At 63.1% G+C, this 19,358-nt stretch carries 22 protein-coding genes; 9 read left to right on the top strand and 13 right to left on the bottom strand.

The window, feature by feature from the left end:
- Positions 1-612, top strand: coding sequence for an HAD family hydrolase (locus AC0NIH_RS26955; RefSeq protein ID WP_473466942.1), 612 nt, complete (start codon positions 1-3; stop codon positions 610-612).
- Positions 613-678: 66 nt separating this feature from the next.
- On the opposite strand, the gene AC0NIH_RS26960 is transcribed toward AC0NIH_RS26955, so the two are convergent.
- Positions 679-1,812 carry a site-specific DNA-methyltransferase gene (locus AC0NIH_RS26960; protein ID WP_023764471.1) on the bottom strand — a complete coding sequence of 378 codons (1,134 nt, stop codon included), beginning with the start codon at positions 1,810-1,812 and terminating at the stop codon, positions 679-681.
- Between the two features lie 180 nt (positions 1,813-1,992).
- On the opposite strand from AC0NIH_RS26960, the gene AC0NIH_RS26965 reads away from it, so the two are divergent.
- Positions 1,993-2,682, top strand: a complete 690-nt coding sequence (locus tag AC0NIH_RS26965; protein ID WP_013896636.1) for an HAD family hydrolase — start codon at positions 1,993-1,995, stop codon at positions 2,680-2,682.
- A gap of 163 nt (positions 2,683-2,845) precedes the next feature.
- On the opposite strand, the gene AC0NIH_RS26970 is transcribed toward AC0NIH_RS26965, so the two are convergent.
- Entirely contained in the window at positions 2,846-3,574 is a 729-nt protein-coding gene (locus AC0NIH_RS26970; protein WP_023778704.1) for a hypothetical protein, read from the bottom strand.
- 129 nt (positions 3,575-3,703) lie between these two features.
- Here AC0NIH_RS26970 and thrC point away from each other — a divergent pair, with 129 nt between their 5' ends.
- The 4 genes from thrC to AC0NIH_RS26990 are packed head-to-tail and all read left to right on the top strand — an operon-like array spanning position 3,704 to position 9,910.
- On the top strand, positions 3,704-5,101 hold the full coding sequence (thrC, locus tag AC0NIH_RS26975; RefSeq protein WP_352714025.1) for a threonine synthase: 1,398 nt from the start codon (positions 3,704-3,706) through the stop codon (positions 5,099-5,101).
- Between the two features lie 14 nt (positions 5,102-5,115).
- Positions 5,116-6,408 (top strand): M16 family metallopeptidase, encoded by a 1,293-nt coding sequence (locus tag AC0NIH_RS26980; protein WP_013896639.1) that lies wholly within the window; start codon positions 5,116-5,118, stop codon positions 6,406-6,408.
- Positions 6,409-6,422: 14 nt separating this feature from the next.
- Positions 6,423-7,019 carry a GNAT family N-acetyltransferase gene (locus tag AC0NIH_RS26985; RefSeq protein ID WP_473466940.1) on the top strand — a complete coding sequence of 199 codons (597 nt, stop codon included), beginning with the start codon at positions 6,423-6,425 and terminating at the stop codon, positions 7,017-7,019.
- Between the two features lie 2 nt (positions 7,020-7,021).
- The gene (locus tag AC0NIH_RS26990) at positions 7,022-9,910 is read left to right on the top strand and encodes an EAL domain-containing protein (protein WP_013896641.1); all 2,889 of its coding nucleotides are present in this window, start codon (positions 7,022-7,024) and stop codon (positions 9,908-9,910) included.
- A gap of 157 nt (positions 9,911-10,067) precedes the next feature.
- On the opposite strand, the gene AC0NIH_RS26995 is transcribed toward AC0NIH_RS26990, so the two are convergent.
- On the bottom strand, positions 10,068-10,676 hold the full coding sequence (locus AC0NIH_RS26995) for a YqgE/AlgH family protein (protein WP_013896642.1): 609 nt from the start codon (positions 10,674-10,676) through the stop codon (positions 10,068-10,070).
- Positions 10,677-10,846: 170 nt separating this feature from the next.
- Between AC0NIH_RS26995 and AC0NIH_RS27000 the strand changes: the two genes are divergently transcribed.
- The 3 genes from AC0NIH_RS27000 (at position 10,847) to AC0NIH_RS27010 (ending at position 12,790) form a co-directional block, all read left to right on the top strand.
- The gene (locus AC0NIH_RS27000) at positions 10,847-11,653 is read left to right on the top strand and encodes a protein-disulfide reductase DsbD domain-containing protein (protein WP_287276903.1); all 807 of its coding nucleotides are present in this window, start codon (positions 10,847-10,849) and stop codon (positions 11,651-11,653) included.
- A 79-nt stretch (positions 11,654-11,732) separates the two neighbouring features.
- Positions 11,733-12,215, top strand: a complete 483-nt coding sequence (locus tag AC0NIH_RS27005; RefSeq protein ID WP_352714027.1) for a peroxiredoxin — start codon at positions 11,733-11,735, stop codon at positions 12,213-12,215.
- A 98-nt stretch (positions 12,216-12,313) separates the two neighbouring features.
- A complete protein-coding gene (locus AC0NIH_RS27010) occupies positions 12,314-12,790 on the top strand; it encodes a DUF2938 domain-containing protein (RefSeq protein ID WP_023764478.1) in 477 nt (158 codons plus the stop codon).
- Between the two features lie 4 nt (positions 12,791-12,794).
- Here AC0NIH_RS27010 and AC0NIH_RS27015 read toward each other — a convergent pair whose 3' ends face one another.
- The 10 genes from AC0NIH_RS27015 to AC0NIH_RS27060 form a co-directional block, all read right to left on the bottom strand.
- Complete coding sequence (locus tag AC0NIH_RS27015) at positions 12,795-13,106, bottom strand: type II toxin-antitoxin system RelE/ParE family toxin (protein ID WP_013896646.1); 312 nt, start codon at positions 13,104-13,106, stop codon at positions 12,795-12,797.
- Positions 13,096-13,377 (bottom strand): ribbon-helix-helix domain-containing protein, encoded by a 282-nt coding sequence (locus AC0NIH_RS27020; RefSeq protein WP_473466937.1) that lies wholly within the window; start codon positions 13,375-13,377, stop codon positions 13,096-13,098. The genes AC0NIH_RS27015 and AC0NIH_RS27020 overlap by 11 nt, the downstream gene beginning before the upstream one ends.
- Before the next feature lie 123 nt (positions 13,378-13,500).
- Positions 13,501-14,073: a histidine phosphatase family protein gene (locus AC0NIH_RS27025; protein ID WP_473466936.1), complete on the bottom strand. Its 573-nt coding sequence runs from the start codon at positions 14,071-14,073 to the stop codon at positions 13,501-13,503.
- Positions 14,074-14,110: 37 nt separating this feature from the next.
- A complete protein-coding gene (gene rnhA, locus AC0NIH_RS27030) occupies positions 14,111-14,641 on the bottom strand; it encodes a ribonuclease HI (protein WP_224687080.1) in 531 nt (176 codons plus the stop codon).
- Complete coding sequence (locus AC0NIH_RS27035; protein ID WP_287276892.1) at positions 14,638-15,600, bottom strand: homoserine kinase; 963 nt, start codon at positions 15,598-15,600, stop codon at positions 14,638-14,640. The genes rnhA and AC0NIH_RS27035 overlap by 4 nt, the downstream gene beginning before the upstream one ends.
- Positions 15,601-15,605: 5 nt before the next feature.
- On the bottom strand, positions 15,606-16,616 hold the full coding sequence (gene ispH, locus AC0NIH_RS27040; protein WP_023778696.1) for a 4-hydroxy-3-methylbut-2-enyl diphosphate reductase: 1,011 nt from the start codon (positions 16,614-16,616) through the stop codon (positions 15,606-15,608).
- Positions 16,617-16,719: 103 nt separating this feature from the next.
- Positions 16,720-17,475, bottom strand: coding sequence for an SURF1 family protein (locus AC0NIH_RS27045; RefSeq protein WP_473466934.1), 756 nt, complete (start codon positions 17,473-17,475; stop codon positions 16,720-16,722).
- Positions 17,472-17,858 (bottom strand): DUF983 domain-containing protein, encoded by a 387-nt coding sequence (locus AC0NIH_RS27050; protein WP_224687077.1) that lies wholly within the window; start codon positions 17,856-17,858, stop codon positions 17,472-17,474. The genes AC0NIH_RS27045 and AC0NIH_RS27050 overlap by 4 nt, the downstream gene beginning before the upstream one ends.
- 21 nt (positions 17,859-17,879) lie before the next feature.
- Positions 17,880-18,371: a L,D-transpeptidase family protein gene (locus tag AC0NIH_RS27055; protein ID WP_473466933.1), complete on the bottom strand. Its 492-nt coding sequence runs from the start codon at positions 18,369-18,371 to the stop codon at positions 17,880-17,882.
- A 108-nt stretch (positions 18,372-18,479) separates the two neighbouring features.
- Positions 18,480-19,358: a cytochrome c oxidase subunit 3 gene (locus AC0NIH_RS27060; protein WP_013896655.1), complete on the bottom strand. Its 879-nt coding sequence runs from the start codon at positions 19,356-19,358 to the stop codon at positions 18,480-18,482.

A 19,358-nucleotide genomic window follows, 5' to 3' on the forward strand; every position in this document is an offset into this window, starting at 1 on the left:
ATGACTGAAATCCGCCACATCGTTTTCGACATCGGCAAGGTGCTGATCCACTACGACCCAAATATCCCGTTCAGCCGCCTCATTCCCGATACCGAAGAAAGAAAGTGGTTCTTCGACAATATCTGCACGCATGACTGGAACCTCGAGCAGGACCGCGGCCGGACGTGGGAAGAGGCAGAGGCGCTGCTGATCGCCGACCATCCCGATCACGCCGAAAACATCCGCGGCTTCCGCCGCCACTGGCACGAGATGGTGCCGCACGCCTATGACGACAGCGTCGCCATCATGCTCGGGCTGATCGAGAGCGGCCACGATGTGACCATGCTGACCAACTTCGCCGCCGACACGCTTGCCGAGGCCCGCAAACGCTTCGATTTCCTCGAGCGGCCGCGCGGCGTCACCATCTCCGGCGAGATCGGCAAGATCAAGCCGGACCGCGACATCTACGACCATCACGTGGCCGCGTTCGGCCTCGAGCCATCGGCGACCCTGTTCATCGACGACAGCCAGAAGAATGTAGACGGCGCGCGGGCGGCGGGCTGGCAGTCGGTGCTGTTCACCGACGCCAGGACGCTTCAAGCAGACCTTGAGCGCTTCGGAATCAAGGCGTGATCTGAATCGCTTCCGGCAATCCGCTGAGATTTTGAATCAACGAAAAATCGCACCGGCGGCAGGGGTTCAGCCCCCTGCCCGTTCCATGCCGAGACGGGCGATGCGGCGAAGTTCGTCGATCGGGGTCAAGCCGCCGCTGCGCTCATAGTGCCAGAAGGTCCAGCCGTTGCAGGCGTCCAGTCCCTGCACTTCGGCGCCTATCTTGTGAATCGAGCCGGCGCTGTCGCCGATTGCCACCGTGCCGTCGGCACGCACCTTGGCCGCCCAACGCTTCTTGGCGTCGTAGAGCGTGGCGCCCGGAACCATCAGCCCGGTGTCGATCAGGCTGACGAAGGCGACGCGGGGCTCGGCGCGCTTGCCGGTCAGCACCGTCAGGTCGGCATCTTCCAGCGGCCGCACGGCGTCGATGCGCTCGTTGGCGGCATCGATATAGGCCTGCTCGCGCTCGATGCCGACGAAGTGGCGGCCGAGACGTTTGGCCACGGCGCCGGTCGTGCCGGAGCCGAAGAAGGGGTCGAGCACGATGTCGCCCGGCTTGGTCGAGGCCATCATGATGCGGGCCAGCAGCGCCTCCGGCTTCTGCGTCGGATGCAATTTGTCGCCATTGTCGTTCTTCAGCCGCTCGCCACCGGTGCAGATCGGGAACAGCCAGTCGGAACGCATCTGGATGTCGTCATTCGACGCCTTGAGCGCCTCGTAATTGAAGGTGTAGCCCTTGCCCTTCTGGTCGCGAGAGGCCCAGATCATGGTCTCATGCGCGTTCTGGAAGCGGCGCCCGCGAAAATTCGGCATCGGATTGGTCTTGCGCCAGACGACGTCGTTGAGAATCCAGAAGCCCAAATCCTGCATCTTGGCGCCGACCCGGAAGATGTTGTGATAGGAGCCGATGACCCAGATCGTACCATTCGGCTTCAGCACGCGGCGCGCCGCCAGCAGCCAGGCGCGGGTGAAGGCGTCGTAGGCCTCGAAGCTCTCGAACTGGTCCCAGTCGTCGTCGACCGCGTCGACCTTGGACTGGTCGGGGCGGTGCAGGTCGCCGTCGAGCTGCAGATTGTAAGGCGGATCGGCGAAGATGACGTCGATCGACTTCTCGGGCAGGCGGTCGAGGGCCGCGACGCAGTCGCCCTTGAGGATCGTGTCCAGCCATTCGGATTGCTGGGGAGCAAGGGAAAGCTCGTCGAGAAGACGCACTGCAGACATTTTTACACCCCAGGCACGCGTTACTGTTTTTACTGTCTGTTATGGTTACCGATCAGCGTAAATATTCGGTGAAGGCCGACGCAACGACCTGCCGGGTTTGCGAAGGCGGTGCCATTGGTGTATGCCGCGCCGCCTGAGCCCGTAGCGGCCATCCCTCCATCCTCCTTGTCCCGGATCGTCATGCCCCAGCCAGATCTTGTCATCTTCGATTGCGACGGCGTGCTCGTCGATTCCGAAATCATCGCCGCGCGGGTCGAGGCCGAGCTGATAACCCTGGCCGGATACGAGGTCTCGGCCGAGGAAATCGCCGAGACCTATGCCGGCCTGACCTTCAAGGACATTTTGATGCGGATCGAGGAGAAGTCCAAAATCCCGTTCCAGGTGTCGCTGATCGATCGCGCCGAAGAACTGGTCGACCGGAAGCTGCGCAGCGACGTGCGTGCCATCGAAGGCGTGCGCGAGGCGGTTGCATCGGTCACTACGCAACGCTGCATCTGCTCCAATTCACGCTCCGAGCGGATAGAATTCATGCTGGAGAAGGTGCACCTGCTGCCGTTTTTCGCCGGCCGCATCTTCTCGGCGCTGGAAACGCCCACCGGCAAAACCAAGCCGGCTCCGGACGTCTTCCTGTTGGCGGCGGAGAAACTCAACGCCAAGCCGGCGAACACTTTCGTCATCGAGGATTCCGTGCACGGCGTCCATGGCGCCAGGGCCGCCGGCATGCGCGTGATCGGCTTCACTGGCGCCAGCCACAGCTACCCCGGCCATGCCGATGCGCTGACGGAAGCCGGCGCCGAAACGGTGATCCGCCGCTGGGCGGAACTGAAAAGCGTGATCGCCGCACTGTCGGAGTGGTCGGCGGACGCCTGATAAGCGTCCAGCCGTATGCACGCGGGTCTTGAGCAATTCCAGGAAAAGTGTGACACGGTTTTCCCGGGAAAAGCGCGTAGCGCTTTCCCTTGGGAATTGCGTAAAAACAAAGAGATGGAGCGGTTCGCCGTTTCCGTGAAACGGTGAAATGCTCTGAGGCCGCTCAGTTTGTCGCGGCCGCCCGCTTCCTGTGGGTCTTCTTCGGCTTGTCCGTCGTCGTCTTGGGCGCGGTTTCGTCATAACCGGCGTAGGCCTGATAGTCCGGCGCCGTCGGAGCCGGCACGACGACATTGGAATCGGTGAACACGAACTGTGTGGCGACCGAAGGATCGGTGACCTGGACCTGATACTGGTGAATCTGCGAATAGAGCACGTCGGTGCCGTGCATCACCGCGGTGCGGATCGGCATGGTGATGGTTCCGGGCGAGAACTTCGGCCCCGGCACGATCTTGCCGGCGACCGCGATCTTCATCGTCAGCTGCCCGTCGGCACGGCTGCAATCGCGCGTCACGTCGGCGATCGACGCCTGATAGATGATCCTCGCCGAATCGTCCGGCGGCGTGGCCGCGGCGGCGTCGGCCGCAGCCTGGGCGGCAGCGTCGGCCTCGGCGTCGCCGGTCTTCTTGAGCTTGGGCTTGGGCTTCCGAGCTTCGTTGGCATAGGTGTTGAAGAAGGCGGTGCCGTCGCGCACCGTCACTCTCGGGCAATAGGCGTTCAACTGGCTGGCCAGAATCTTGGGATCCTGCGGCGGTGGCGGGGCGGTCGGATCCTTCTTGCCGAAACCGAGGTTGAGGATGCCATTGTCGCCCGATTGGCAACCGGCGGCGGCGAGCATAAAGCCGGTAAGCGCCAGACCCGCCACAAAGCGACCGCTAAATGTATGAAACGCCATGAAACTCCCACTTCCCTCTCGCAAAGCTGGTGACGTATATCAACGGCGCGGCAAAAATGCGACTGAGCCAGCGCAGAAATTAACCACCTTGTGGTGAACGGAAAGCCACACGGCAAACGGATCTGTGACATGCAATATGTGAGTACCCGTGGGGAAGCGCCCGCGCTTGGATTTTCCGACGCCGTGCTGGCGGGCCTGGCGCGTGATGGCGGGCTCTATGTGCCGCGCGAGTGGCCGCAGTTTTCGCCGTCCGAGATCCGCGCCATGCGCGGCCTTGCCTATCCCGACCTTGCGATCCGCGTGCTGTCGCCCTTCCTTGGCGGCGAAATCCCGGCGCCGGTCTTCGAGCGCCTGGTGCGTGAAGCCTATGCCACCTTCCGCCACGAAGCCGTCTGCCCGCTGGTGCAGATCGCTCCCAACACCTTCGTCCTCGAACTTTTCCATGGCCCGACGCTGGCTTTCAAGGACGTGGCGATGCAGTTGCTCGCCCGGCTGATGGACCATGTGCTCGCCGAGCGCGACCAGCATGCCACCATCGTCGGCGCCACGTCGGGCGATACCGGCGGGGCGGCCATCGATGCCTTTGCCGGGCGCAGCCGCACCGACATCTTCATCCTTTTCCCGCATGGCCGCGTCTCGCCCGTGCAGCAGCGGCAGATGACGACATCGACCGCCCAGAACGTTCATGCGCTGGCGATCGAAGGCAATTTCGACGATTGCCAGGGCCTGCTCAAGGACATGTTCAACGATCACGGCTTTCGCGACCGGGTGGCGCTTTCAGGGGTCAACTCGATCAACTGGGCCCGCATCATGGCCCAGATCGTCTATTATTTCTCCTCGGCCTTGTCGCTCGGCGCACCGGACAGGCCCGTATCCTTCACCGTGCCGACCGGCAATTTCGGCGATATCTTCGCCGGCTACGCGGCCAAGAAGATGGGCCTGCCGATCGAAAGGCTGGTCATCGCCACCAACGACAACGACATATTGGCGCGCACCTTCGAGACCGGCGAATACCGCACAAAGGGCGTCTTCGCGACCACCTCGCCGTCGATGGACATCCAGGTGTCGTCGAATTTCGAGCGCCTGCTGTTCGAGGCCTCCGGCCGCAATGCCTCGACCGTGCGGCGTTACATGGCGGGGCTCAAGCAGTCGGGTGCTTTCACCATAGAAACTCAGGAAATCACTGGGATGCGGACCGAATTCGACGCCGGCCGTGCCGATATGGACCAGGTCGCTGCCACCATCCGCTCGACGCTTGCGGCCAGCAATTACCTGCTCGATCCGCATACGGCGGCAGCGGTCCACGTCGCCGCAGGCAGGCCCGCCGGTGCCGTGCCAATGGTGGTGCTGGGCACGGCTCATCCGGCAAAGTTTCCAGCCGCGGTCGAAGCCGCCAGCGGTATCCACCCCGCCCTGCCCGCATGGCTAGGCGGGTTGATGACGGCAGAGGAAAAATACACGGTACTTCCATCCGACCTGAAAATGGTGGAAGATTACGTCAGCCGCCGCGCGCGAGCGGCGCGTTAGGGAGTAAGAGCCATATGGGTGTTGAGGTAAGCCGTCTGTCGAACGGCCTGACAGTCGCCACCGAAACCCTTCCAAGTATCGAATCGGTTGCCCTTGGTGCCTGGGTCAAGTCCGGTGCGCGCAACGAGCGTGACGACGAGCATGGCATGGCCCATCTGCTCGAGCACATGGCGTTCAAGGGTACAAAGCGGCGAAGCGCTTTCGAAATAGCCTCGGAAATCGAGGACGTCGGCGGCGAGATCAACGCCGCCACGAGTGTCGAGACGACGTCCTACTATGCGAGGGTGTTGTCCGACGACGTGCCGCTGGCCGTAGATATCCTGTCCGACATCCTGCAGGAGTCCGAATTCGACCCGCAGGAACTCGAGCGCGAGCAGCACGTCATCCTGCAGGAGATCGGCGCCGCGCACGACACGCCCGACGATATCGTCTTCGACCGTTTCACCGAGACGGCCTTTCGCCACCAGACCATCGGCCGCTCGATCCTGGGCACGCCGGAGACCGTCAAATCCTTCACGTCCAAGCAGTTGCACGATTTCATCGAGCGCCAGTATGGCGCCGAGCGGATGGTGATCGTGGCTGCCGGCGACATCAAGCATGACAATTTCGTGCGCGAGGTCGAAAAGCAGCTCGGCGGCTTCCGCAGCAAGGCCGACAGCACCATTCCACAATACGCGCAATATGTCGGTGGCGATTTCCGCGAGGATCGCGACCTGATGGACGCGCAGATCGTGTTGGGTTTCGAAGGCCGTGCCTACCATGTGCGCGACTTCTACGCCTCGCAGGTGCTGTCGATGATCCTTGGCGGCGGCATGTCATCGCGCCTGTTCCAGGAAGTCCGCGAGAAGCGCGGCCTGTGCTATTCGGTCTATGCCTTCCACTGGGGCTTTTCCGACACAGGCATATTCGGCGTCCATGCCGCGACCGGGCAGAGCGACATCGCGGAGCTCGTGCCGGTCATCATCGACGAGCTGCAGAAGGCCGGCGAGAGCATCCTGCAGGAAGAACTCGACCGGGCGCGCGCCCAGTATCGGGCCGGGCTGATCATGTCCGCCGAAAGCCCGGCCAGCCGTGCCTCGCAGATCGCGCGGCAACTGCTTCTGTTCGGCCGCCCGATCGCCAAGGAAGAGCTGATGGAGCGCCTGTCGGCGCTGACCATCGAACGGCTGACCGACCTGTCGTCGCGGATGTTCTCGACCAAGCCGACGCTTACCGCTGTCGGGCCTGTGGGTACGCTGGCACCATATGAGGCGATCCTCGATTCGCTTCCGGGTACGCAGACCACGGCCCGCAGGCTCGCCGTCTAAGCCCCCAAAGCGTCGTGTTCGCGCTCCCTTTCTTTCGCCGTGACCTGCCGGCACTGAAGGGCGAACGCGTGACGTTGCGCGTGCCGCTGACCAATGACTATCGCGAGTGGTCCACGGTGCGCGGCGAAAGCCGCGCCTTCCTGGAACCGTGGGAACCGCGCTGGACGCCCGATGAGCTCGACCGCACGGCATGGCGGCTGCGCATCAGCCGTTACCGCGAGGACTATGCACAAGGAACAGCGATCGCCTTCTTCATCTTCGAGAAGTCGAGTGGCAAGCTGGCGGGCGGAATCACGCTCGGCAACATTCGCCACGGTGTCTCGCAAAGCGGCCATATCGGCTACTGGATCGGCGAGCGCTTCGGCGGCCGTGGCCTGATGACCGACGCGGTCAAGCTGGTGGCCCGCTTCGCCTTCGATACGCTGAGGTTGCACCGGATCGAAGCGGCTTGTATCCCCGACAATATCCGGTCGATCCGCGTGCTTGAAAAAGCCGGATTCCAGCGCGAAGGACTTCTTCGATCCTATCTCAGGATCAATGGCATCTGGCAGGACCACTACCTCTACGCCCGGATCGCGGACGATCCGCCGGGCGCAGGAACGAAGGACTGATTTTGACGAATTTCCTGCGAAACGGGCCGCTGTTCGCCTTTATCATTGCGACGATCCTGACGCTGTGCGCGGCTTCGTCGGCCTTCGCCGTCGAGCCGATCAAGATTGCCCGCGACGACGTCGCGCTCGACCTTTCGGGCGCCGTCGAGATCTACCGCAACCAGGGCGAGAATTTCCAGGTGTCGACCGCGCCCGGGCCGGACGGCATCGTGCGGCGCATCGAGGTCGAGGCCAACGATGCACGCTCGACCGGCGACTGGGCGGTGTTCGCGCTCGCCAACACAACCGACCAACAGCTCGACCGGCTGATTGTCGCGCCGCATTTCAGGCTGGTGAATTCCGGCATCTTCTGGCCCGACCTCGGCTCGACCCGCATCGCCGCCATCACGCCCAGCGAAGGCTTCGCGCTCGACCGCCAGACCAGCCCGGACGCCGACGTGTTCCGGGTGACGCTTAACCCCGGCACGGTGATCACCTTCATCGCCGAGCTCGCCTCGCCGAAGCTGCCGCAGGTCTATCTGTGGGATCCCGAATCCTACAAGGACTCGGTCAATTCCTACACGCTGTTTCGCGGCATCGTCATCGGCATTGCCGGCCTTCTGGCGCTGTTCCTGACCATCCTTTTCGTGGTCAAGGGAACCTCGATGTTCCCGGCGACCGCGGCACTCGCCTGGGCGGTGCTCGCCTATATCTGCGTCGATTTCGGTTTTCTCAACAAGATCATAGAGATATCACCCGGCAACGAGCAGATGTGGCGAGCGGGAACGGAGGTGGCGCTCGCGGCGACCTTCGTGGTCTTCCTGTTCGCCTATCTCAACCTCAACCGATGGCACGGCCATTTCAGCTATGGCGCGCTGGTCTGGATCCTCGGGCTTGTGCTGATTGCCGGTGTCGCCATCGTCGATCCGGCGGTTGCCGCCGGCATCGCCAGGATATCCTTCGCCGCCACGGCGCTGACCGGGCTCGGCCTGATCATCTTCCTCGGGATTCGCGGCTATGACCGCGCCATCATGCTGGTGCCCAGTTGGGTCATGGTGCTGCTGTGGCTCTGTGGATCGTGGATGGCGATCACTGGCATGCTCGACAACGACATCGCCCAGCCGGCGCTCGGCGGCGGCTTGATCCTGATCATCCTGTTGATCGGCTTCACCGTCATGCAGCACGCCTTTGCCGGCGGTGCGTTGCACCAGGGGCTGTTCTCCGACCTCGAGCGCCAGGCGCTGGCAGTGGCCGGATCGGGCGATACGGTGTGGGACTGGGACGTGCTGCGCGACCGCGTGGTGACCAAGCCCGATGTCAGTATCCAGCTCGGCCTAGCCCCCAACAGCCTGGGGGGTGCGGCGCGCAACTGGCTGCCAGTGCTGCATGCCGACGACCGCGACACGTTCCGCACGACGCTCGACGTGGTGCTTGAGCACCGCCGCGGACGGGTGTCGCAGAACTTCCGCCTGCGCGGCGCCGACGGGCATTATCACTGGTTTGCCTTGCGCGCCCGCCCGGTCATCGGATCGGACGGCGAGGTCATCCGCTGCGTCGGCACCATGGTCGATGTCACCGAGCAAAAGAAATCCGAGGAAAGGCTGCTGCACGACGCAGTGCACGATAATTTGACCGGCCTGCCGAACCGCGAACTGTTCATGAACCGGCTGGAGGCGATCATCTCGATCGCCCGCACCGAGGAAAAAGTGCGGCCGACCGTATTCGTCATCGACATCGACCGCTTCAAGCAGGTCAATGACGGGCTAGGCATCTCGGCCGGCGACACCATCCTGCTCACCATCGCGCGCCGGCTGCATCGGCTCTTGAAGCCGAAGGATTCGCTGTCGCGCTTCGCCGGCGATCAATTCGCCCTGATGCTGCTTTCCGAACAAGACCCTGCCCGCATCGCCGGCGTGGCCGATGCCATCAAGCATGCGATCAACAATCCGATCACCTTCGCCAAGCGCGAGATCGTGCTGACCGCCTCGATCGGCCTGATCACCTGGACCTCGGCGCAGACCTCGGCCGAGGACATGGTCAAGGACGCCGAGCTTGCCATGCATCAGGCCAAGCGTTTCGGCGGCGACAGGATCGAGCCGTTCCGTCCGGCTTTCCGCACCGTCGGCACCGACCGGCTGCAGTTCGAATCCGACTTGCGGCGCGCTATCGAACGGCGCGAATTCACGCTTGCCTACCAGCCGATCGTACGGTTGGAAGACGGCAGCGTCGCCGGCTTCGAGGCTCTGCTGCGCTGGGACCATCCGCGCCGCGGCATGATCCCGCCTGCCGATTTCATCCCGGTCGCCGAAAGCTGCGGGCTGATCGTCCAGCTTGGGCTGTTCGCCATGCAGCAGGCGGCCGAGGATCTTGCCGGATGGCAGAAGCAGATCGGCGATGCGCCGCTGTCGGTCTCGGTCAACCTGTCCAGCCGCCAGCTCATCCGCCGCGACCTGGTCAGCGACGTCCGCTCCGTCATCGCACGAGCCAACCTGAAGCCGCGCTGCTTCCGGCTCGAACTCACCGAATCCCTGGTGATGGACAATCCGGAACAGACCGCCCACGTGCTGACGAAGCTGAAGCAGCTCGGCATCGGCCTGTCGCTGGACGATTTCGGCACCGGCTATTCCTCGCTCGCCTATCTGACGCGTTTCCCCTTCGACACCATCAAGATCGACAAGAGTTTTGTCGACGACAGCACACCCAAGCGCGCCGTGCTGCTCAAATCCATGGTCAACATGGCCCATGAGCTCGGCCTTTCGGTGGTGGCCGAGGGCATTTCAGACGAACGCGATGCGCTGGAACTGCGCCAGATGGGCTGCGAATATGTGCAGAGCTTCATGTTCGGCGCGCCTATGCCAGGCGACCAGGTGCTGAAGACGCTGAAGGAGCAATATCCGCTGACGCAGGCTTAGAGGCCGTTTGGAAACTCTGCTCCTGCGGCCATCTGATGGCGCTTTCTGCGCTTCCGGTGCTCACGTACCTAAGTACGCTCCGCTCCGGTTCTCGAAATCACCATCATATGACTCGCATGAGCGAGTTTCGAAACGGCCTCTGTGTCGGCCTGATGGGTCAGGCGTGTCCGGCGGCGAGGCTGAGATGCGCCAGATCGATGCCGATCGAGGCGAGGATACGATCGTATTTGCGCTCGATGTCGGCGTCGAACAGAAGTTCGGGGCTGGCCGGGCAGGTCAGCCAGCCATTCTCGGCGATCTCGGTTTCCAGTTGGCCGGCGCCCCAGCCGGAATAACCCAGCGCCATCAGCGCGCGGCGAGGCCCGCGACCCGACGAAATGGCGCGCAATATGTCGACGGTCGCGGTCAGGCAGATGTCATCGGAAACGGACAGCGACGATTCCACGCGGTAGTCGCCCGAATGCAGGACGAAACCCCGGCTGCGATCGACAGGCCCGCCATTGCGCACGACGAAATCGCGCGCCTGCGCGGGCAAGCGGATCGCCTCCTGCTCGTTCATGATGCCGAGCTGCACCAACAGGTCCGGAAACAGCATCTGCTGGGTCTGGTTGATGATCAGGCCCATCGCGCCTTCATCGCTGTGCGCGCAGACATAGATGACCGAGCGCGTGAAACGGTCGTCCTTCATGCCGGGCATGGCAATCAGGAACTGATCGTCGAGAAAGCCGCGTCCAGCGGCTGTCTTCTTGTGGCGCAACAAATCCATGGCAGCGAGGGTAACGCGTTTCCCCGGCGCCGAAAAGATGCGCAGCGGTGGATTCGACCAAAGCCGTGCCGCCAGCCCGGCATAGTTTGTCCGCAAGGGTCACGCAAATATGATATCGGCAAGGCCATGAAATCATTGCACCGCCATGAACGGACGATCAAATCACCGCCATGCAAAGCTTGAAAATCCTGTTGCTCGGCGCCGCCATCGCATCGGCAACCATCGTTCCCGCCGCAGCCTCCTCGTCGGCATGGTACAGCAGCGAAGGCGGCAAGGTGCGGCTGGTGACGTCAGGCAAGCCGGACAATGCCGGCCGCATCCAGGGCGTTCTCGACATTGCGCTCAAGCCGGGCTGGAAGACCTACTGGCGTGATCCGGGCGATGCCGGCGTGCCGCCGCAACTCGATGTTTCCGCCAGCACCAACATCACGGATGCCAAGCTGTCCTTTCCGGCGCCGCAGCGTCATGACGACGGTTATGGCAAATGGGCAGGTTACGATTATCCGGTGTCGCTGCCGGTGGTGTTCACGCTGTCGGCGGCCAAGGATCAGGCCGTCATCGACGCCAACGTCTTTCTCGGCATCTGCGAAACGATCTGCATCCCCGTGCAGACGCGGCTGACCGTCGACCCCGCTTCCGACCCGGACAATGCCGAGGATGCGGCACTGGTGAAGGCGAGCTTCGCGGCGTTGCCCGCACCGGCAAGGTCCGATTTCGGCATCAATGTCCTGCCCGGCGATCATGAGACGCTGGTTGTCGAGGCGAGTTTTCCAGGCGATCCGGAGGCGGCGGATTTCTTCGTCGCCGGCGAGCGGGACTACATGTTCGGCCCGCCTTCGCGCAGCGAAAAGGACGGCAAGCTGATCTTCACCGTGCCGATCCTCGACCGCCCTTCGACGACACCAACCGATGGCGGGCTTCACTATACGCTGACGAGTTCGGCGGGCGCGGTCGAAGGGCTTCTGCCTTTCCCGTGATCCTACCTCGAGAGTTGCAGGACGCCGCCGAGTTCGCTACGCAGGCACGCATCCTTCCCATTCCCCAAGCGAGGAACTCATGACCATTTCCGTTGGCGACAAGCTGCCTGAAGCGACCTTCAAGACGATGACCGCCGACGGCGCCAAGGCGATCACGTCAGCCGAGATTTTCTCCGGCAAGAAGGTCGTGCTGTTCGGTGTTCCCGGCGCCTTCACGCCGACCTGCAGCAACAACCACCTGCCCGGCTATATCGAGAACCACGACGCGATCCTGGCGCGCGGCGTCGACACCATCGCCGTCGTCTCGGTCAACGACGTCCACGTCATGGGAGCCTGGGCGCGCTTCACCGGCGGCGAGGGCAAGATCCTGTTCCTTGCCGATGGCAATGGCGATTTCGCCAAGGCGGCAGGCCTCGATAACGACCTTTCCGCGGGCGGCATGGGCCTGCGCTCGAAGCGGTTTTCGATGATCGTCGACGACGGCAAGGTCACCGCGGTCAATGTCGAGACCAAGCCCGGTGTCGACGAGTCCGGTGCGGCTCATATTCTCGGACAGCTCTGAGCTCAACGACGGCGTCGGGCGGGCGAGGCCACAGCGGCCGCTCTCGCCCGACGATCGAGGTTGTAGTCCAGAAGTGACAATTTGGGGGGATTCCAAAGATGTTTGACGTCTTCTGGCGCGCGGTCGCGATCGGCATCGGCGCCACGGTGCTGATGGATATCTGGGCCTTCTTCCTCCACTACGCATTCGGCCAGCCGCGGCCGAATTGGGGGCCTGTCGGCCGCTGGGTCTGGCACTTGCGCGACAAGGTCTTCCACGACGATATCGGCGTGGCCGCGCCCTACGCGAATGAGGTGGCGCTGGGCTGGGCGTTTCATTATTTCGTCGGCATCGTCTACGGCATCATCCTGGTCGTGGTGGCAGGAGCCGCCTGGCTTGCGGCGCCGACTTTCCTGCCAGCTTTCATCCTGGGCATCGTCACCGTCGGCGCCGGCTGGTTCCTGCTGGCGCCTGGGATGGGTGCCGGATGGGCGGCGTCGAAGCGGCCCAACCCGATGCAGATCCGGGCACTCAACCTGGTCTCGCACACCGTGTTCGCGATTGGGCTTTGGGGCACTGCGCTGCTGATCCGTTAGAGAACTAGAACAGACGGTTCAGATCCCGCCGCCCATCCACCACACGAACGATTTCAACCCACTCAACAGGGCCATCGTCGGTGTCCGGTACCGTTTCGTAGAGCAGTACAAACGGCGCCTCCACCAGCATTCGTGCGGAAGGCCTGATATCCGGTCGCCTGACACCCATGCGTGGCTGGTCTGCCAGCTGTAAGGCCCGCGCTTCCAACTGATCGTAGTAGCGATCGGCCGCCCGTATGTTTTCGCTGCCTATCATCACGTAGATGTCGATGAGATCCGCCTTGGCTGTGGGTGACCAGACAAGCCTAACGGCCATTCGGCGAGGCTTCCGTCAGCTTTTGCCGAGCTTCCTTTCGCAACGCGTCGAAATCCACAGGCTCCGGTCTCCCGCTTGCCTTGCCTTCATCCCAGAGCTGCCTCAGCCGGCGGATATCGTCATGCCGCAGTTCGCGCTTGGCCAGCCAATCCCGCATCGCTTCGCGTACAATCTCGCTTGCGGTGGCATACTCGCCCGCTTCCACGGCCTCTCGCATTATCGCGGCCTGTTGCGGGGTCACGGCCACGCTCATTTTTTCGACGTTTGCCATGTAGCTTCCTATTGCTCGATGGTAGGAAATATTACTCCCATCCAAACCCGTGAGCAACTCCAACGCCACCAAGAGGGCTTGCCGACCATATGCTTACGCCGGCTGAACGGGTGCTGGTCAAGACTATCTGTCGATCGTCCGCCATCCGTGGATGATTTGGCGCGCGCAGATATCGTAAGCGAAATAGTTGCCGCCGCCCGGTGGCTGATCCGCTTCGCGGCTGATCTCTCGTCCGCTGAGAGACAGCAGCAGGAGCGTGCCGACGCCGCCATGGCCGACGACGGCAATATCGCCGGCCTTCCTGGTGGCCAGCACGGTGTCGACCTCGCTCACGATGCGGTTCTGGGCATCGATCGCCCGCTCCCATCCGCGAATGCTGCTGTATGGGTTGGCGAAGAACTGGTCCGCGACCGCTTCGAACTCCGGCGGCGGCAGAAAGCCTGTCGCCGACCGGTCGTTCTCATGCATCCGCTGCCTCACCTCGACTGCAAGGCGCAGATGCCTTGCCAGGATCTCGGCGGTTTCCACCGCCTTGCGCTCAGCCGACGAGACGATACGCCGGATCGGCCCGACCCAGGGCTGATCGAGCATGGCAATGGCTCGGGCCCGCCCGATGTCGGACAGGCTCCATTCCGGCACCGGAACACTGGCATCGACCTGAACCTGGGGATGCGTGATGTAGACCAAGGTCGACACGGTAAAGGCTCCTGCCCGCGAGCGGATCGCCCGGCGTTCAGTAACTTTGGGTGGAGCGCCGCGCCTTGGTTGCCGCCGGCTGCTTTGCCTGTGCTGCGGGCTTCGGCTGCGCTGCAGGTTTGAACGGGCCTTTCTTGAACGGCGCCATGCCTTGCCGCGCCAATTCGTCGGCGCGTTCGTTCTCGACATGACCGTCATGGCCCTTGACCCAGTTCCAGGTGACCTTATGGCGACGGTTGGCCTCGTCGAGCGCCTGCCAGAGTTCACCGTTCTTGACCGGCTTCTTGTCGGCGGTCTTCCAGCCGTTCTTCTTCCAGCCGTGGATCCACTTGGAAATGCCGTCCATGACATATTTGCTGTCGGTATGAAGCTCGACCGTGCAGGGTTCCTTCAGCGCATTCAGCGCCGAGATGGCCGCCAGCAACTCCATGCGGTTGTTGGTCGTCTCCGCCTCGCCGCCGGAAAGCTCCTTGGTGGCGCCGTTGAAGCGCAGGATCGCGCCCCAGCCGCCGGGACCCGGATTTCCCGAACAGGCGCCGTCGGTGAAGATTTCAACGTTCTTGCTCATGCCAGCCCATATTCCGAAGCAGATTTGATCGCCCGATGGAACCGCATCCGTCTGATGTATTCGGTCGGGTCGCGTTTCATGACCAGGCCGCCATCGGGAACGGTGAGCCAGTCGTAGAGCCGGGTCAACATGAACCGCAGCGCAGAACCGCGCGCCAGCATCGGCAGCGCCGTCTTTTCCCCGTCGCTCAGGGGGCGCACGCTCTGATAGCCCTCGAGCAGTGCCTTGCCCTTGGTGAGGTTGAAGGAAAAGTCCTTTTCGAAGCACCAGGCGTTGAGGCAGGTGGCAACGTCGTAGGCGTAGAGGTCGTCGCAAGCGAAATAGAAGTCGATCAGGCCGGAGAGCTTCTCGCCGAGGAAGAAGACATTGTCCGGGAACAGATCGGCGTGGATGATGCCTTGGGGTAGGTCCTTCGGCCAGTTGCGCTCGAAATCGGCGAAGTCGGCGTCGACCTCGGCCGCTAAGCCCGGCTCGACCTCGTCGGCGCGGGCGCGGGACGCGTCCCACAGCTTGCGCCAGCCGTCGATGGCGAGCGCGTTGGGGCGGGTCATCGAAAAATCGGCACCGGCCAAATGGAGGGCCGCCAGCGCCCTGCCGACCTCGGCGCAATGCGCTGCCGCCGGACGCCGCAGCGAAAGCCCTTCGAGGAAGGTGATGATGACCGCCGGCCGACCGGCCAGCGTACCGACGACGCTGCCGTCATGCGCGGTCACCGGCAGCGGGCAGGACACGCCCTTGTTGGCGAGATGCCTCATCAGGCCGAGGAAAAACGGCAGATCCGCCTTCTCGACGCGCTTTTCGTAAAGCGTCAGGATGTAGGAGCCGCTGGAGGTGTGCAGCAGGAAGTTCGAATTCTCGGTGCCTTCCGCGATGCCCTTGTAGGATAGGAGATCGCCGACCGGGTAGTGCTTCAGGAAAGCGCCGAGTTCGCCTTCCGCAACATCGGTGTAGACAGCCATGGATCTTACGCAGCCCCGTTGACGAAGGCCATGTCGGCCGGCGTCAGTTCGACATCGCGCAATACCCGCATGACCGGGAAATCCTCCGTTTCGGTGGCCGTGATGGCCAGGTCGATGGTCACATCGAAGCGCTGGCGGAACGCGTCGATGATTTCGTCGACGATGATCTCCGGTGCCGACGCCCCCGCGGACAGGCCAAGCGTCGAGATGTTGCCGATGTCATTCCACGGAATCTCGGCGGCGCGCTGCACGAGAAGCGACATCGTGGCGCCGGCTCGCTCCGCCACTTCGACAAGGCGGCGCGAATTGGAGGAATTGGGGGCGCCGACGATCAAATAGAGGTCAGCACCCGGGGCGGTATCCTTGACGGCTTCCTGGCGGTTGGTGGTGGCATAGCAGATCGATTCCGCCGCCGGCGCCTGCAGGTCGGGAAAGCGCTCCTGCAGCGCCCGGATGATACCGGCGGTGTCCTCGACCGACAGCGTGGTCTGGGTGACGAAGCCGAGCGCATGCGGATCGGCGGGCGCAAGGCTGGCCGCATCGGCCTCGGTCTCGACCAGCGTCACGGCACCTTCCGGCAATTGCCCCATCGTGCCGATCACCTCGGGATGCCCGGCATGGCCGATCAAGAGGACATGGCGGCCGAGCCGCTGATGGCGCATCGCCTGCTTGTGGACCTTGGAGACCAGCGGGCATGTGGCGTCGAGATAGAACAGGTTGCGCGCCTGGGCATCCGCCGGCACCGACTTCGGCACGCCATGCGCGGAGAAGACGACCGGCGACTGCCGGTGTTCGGCCGGAATCTCGGAAAGCTCTTCGATAAAGACGGCGCCAAGGCTTTGCAGTCCCTCGACGACATAACGGTTGTGCACGATCTCGTGGCGGACATAGACCGGCGCGCCATATTTCTTCAGCGCCAGGACGACGATCTGGATGGCACGGTCGACGCCGGCGCAAAAGCCGCGCGGCTGGCAGAGCCGGATCGTCAGCGGAGGCTTGGTGGTTGTCTGAAGCATTAAATCCTGGCCGGTTCGTCAGCGCCGAAATGAGGTGCCTACCCCTGCCCTGTCAAGGGTAATGGTAGCAAGGGGGTAATGGTAGAAAGGGGTTCGGTCACCTTCAATCCTCTTTCGCGGGACGGCGAAGCCGCAGGACGAGCACGGCGGCCAGTGCCGCGGCAAGCCCATACCAGGTGACAGCATATTGCAGATGACTGTTCGGAAGGTCGATGATGGTGACGCCTCCGACCGGCAGACCGCCCGGATTCGGCGTCTTGTCGGCATCGATGAAGATCGGCACCAGGGTGTACCCCGCGGGCAGGCCGGCGCTCGCCGCCATCACGTCGCGATCCTTCCAGTAGAAGATGTTCTTCGCCACATCGTTGTCGGGAAGCATCATCGACGGCTTTGCCGGCAGCGGATTGCGGGCAAGCCCGGTGACCGTGACCTTGCCCGTCACCTGTCCCTCGGCGCGCTTGGCGGCATCCTTGAGGTCATAGGGGACGAAGCCGCGATTGAGCAGGACAAAGCGGCCATCATCCAGCGCCAGCGGCGTGTAGACGTTGAAGCCGGCCTCGCCTTCCCAGGTTGCATAGAAATGCCGCTCGCCCGAGTGCAGGAAGGTCCCACTGACGGTGACCGGCGTGTAGTCGACATCCCCGGTCGAGGCGAATTCCTTTTCCACCTCGGCCAGCGGCCGTGGCGCCGCGTGGGTGCGCTGGTCGATGGTCTGCAGAAGGCCTTCCTTCCAGTGCAGGCGCTGGACCTGCCAGGTGCCGAGCGCCAGCAGGATCAACAGCAGCACAAGGCCAAGGCCGAGCAGCAATACCGATCGTGGCCGCGAGCGGCCGCTGCCCTTGACGGAGGCCTCGCTCATTCGCCCCGATCCAGCCGGCCCTCGGCCGCCTTGTTGGCGTATTGCAGCGTCAGCAGCACGCCCTTGATCAGCCGCAGCGCGGTCAGGCACAGCACCAGGGCCATCGGAATCCAGACCAGCAGGTGCAGCCAAAGCGGCGGGCTCAGCGTCACTTCGACCCAGAGCGCCAGGCCGACAATGATGAAGCCGATGATCAGGATGACGAAGACCGCCGGCCCGTCGCCGGCATCGGCGAAGGAATAATCGAGGCCGCAATTGACGCAGCGCTTGCCGACGGTGAGGAAGCCGGAAAACAGCCGCCCCTCGCCGCAGCGCGGGCAGCGGCCATGCAGGCCGGCCGAAATCGGCTCGATGGGAGGCCAGATCGCCTTGTCTTCAGTCATGGATAGGCCCGTCACTCATGCTTATTGCCCGATCTCGATGGGTGTCCCATCGGCCACCACTGCCCAGATTTCGTCCATGTCCGAGTCCGTAACGGCAATGCAACCGTCGGTCCAGTCGACCAATTGAAGCAGCCAGCCCCACCAGCCGAAACCGTTTGGCTGGCCGTGGATCATGATCATGCCACCGGCGTCGACATTGCGCGCCTTCGCCGCCGCCAGATCGTCGGCATCGGGATAGGAGACGTGGATCGACTTGTAGGCGATGCTGTTCGGGTTGCGCCAGTCGAGGATATAGCGCCCCTCGGGCGTGCGCTGATCGCCCTCCTGGTGCTTGTGGCCGACCGGATCGCCGCCGAGCGCGATGCCGTAGTTGCGCACCACCTTGCCGTCGCCGATCAGTTCAAGGCGCCGTTCCGCCTTGTGGACACGCACCAGATCGACCTTCTCGGCGGCAAAGGCCGGGAATGCCAGGAAGATGAATGCGCAAATCGCCCGGGAAACCGTCCGCCGCATCGGCAATCGATCGGCGATCATTGCGCCGAAAAGAAGAAGGCGCCGAAAAGAAGAAGGCGACCGCGTCGCCGCGGCCGCCTTCCCGAAATCGAAATGCTAAAGACTGCGTCAGTGGCCTTCGATGACCGCGCCGACCGATCCCCAGACATAGATCGAGGCGAACAGGAACAGCCAGACCACGTCGACGAAGTGCCAATACCAGGCGGCTGCCTCGAAGCCGAAATGCTGCTTGGGGGTGAAGTCGCCCTTCATCGCACGGATCAGGCAGACCAGCAGGAAGATGGTGCCGATGATGACATGGAAGCCATGGAAGCCGGTCGCCATGAAGAAGGTGGCGCCGTAGATGGAATCCTTGAAGCCGAACGGAGCGTGCATGTACTCGTAGGCCTGGACCATGGTGAAGAGCATGCCGAGGCCGACGGTCAGCACCAGACCGTTGATCAGCCCCTTGCGATCGCCATGGATGAGCGAATGGTGCGCCCAGGTGACCGTGGTGCCCGACAGAAGCAGGATGACGGTGTTGTAGAGCGGCAGGTGGAAGGGATCGAGAACCTCCATGCCCTTCGGCGGCCAAACGCCACCGGTAAATGCATGGCGCGCGTAGTTCTGTGCCTCGCCGGCAAAAAGGCTGGCGTCGAAATAAGCCCAGAACCAGGCAACGAAGAACATCACCTCCGAGGCGATGAACATGATCATGCCGTAGCGCAGGTGCAGCGACACGACCCGCGTGTGGTGGCCCTCATGCGCTTCCTTGATGGTGTCCGACCACCAGGCAAACATTGTGTAGAGGACGATCGCGATGCCGATGAAGAACAGCCACGGATTGGCGATGTTGAAGCCGAAGATCGGGAAGGAGCCGCCCTTCAAATATTCCATGAGGCAAACACCGCCGAAAGCGGTGACGAGCGCCCCTACCGATCCCAGGAAGGGCCACGGGCTCGGATCGACGAGATGATAGTCGTGATGTTGTGCGTGCGCGTCTGCCAT

This window comes from Mesorhizobium sp. WSM1386 (genome assembly GCF_055901595.1).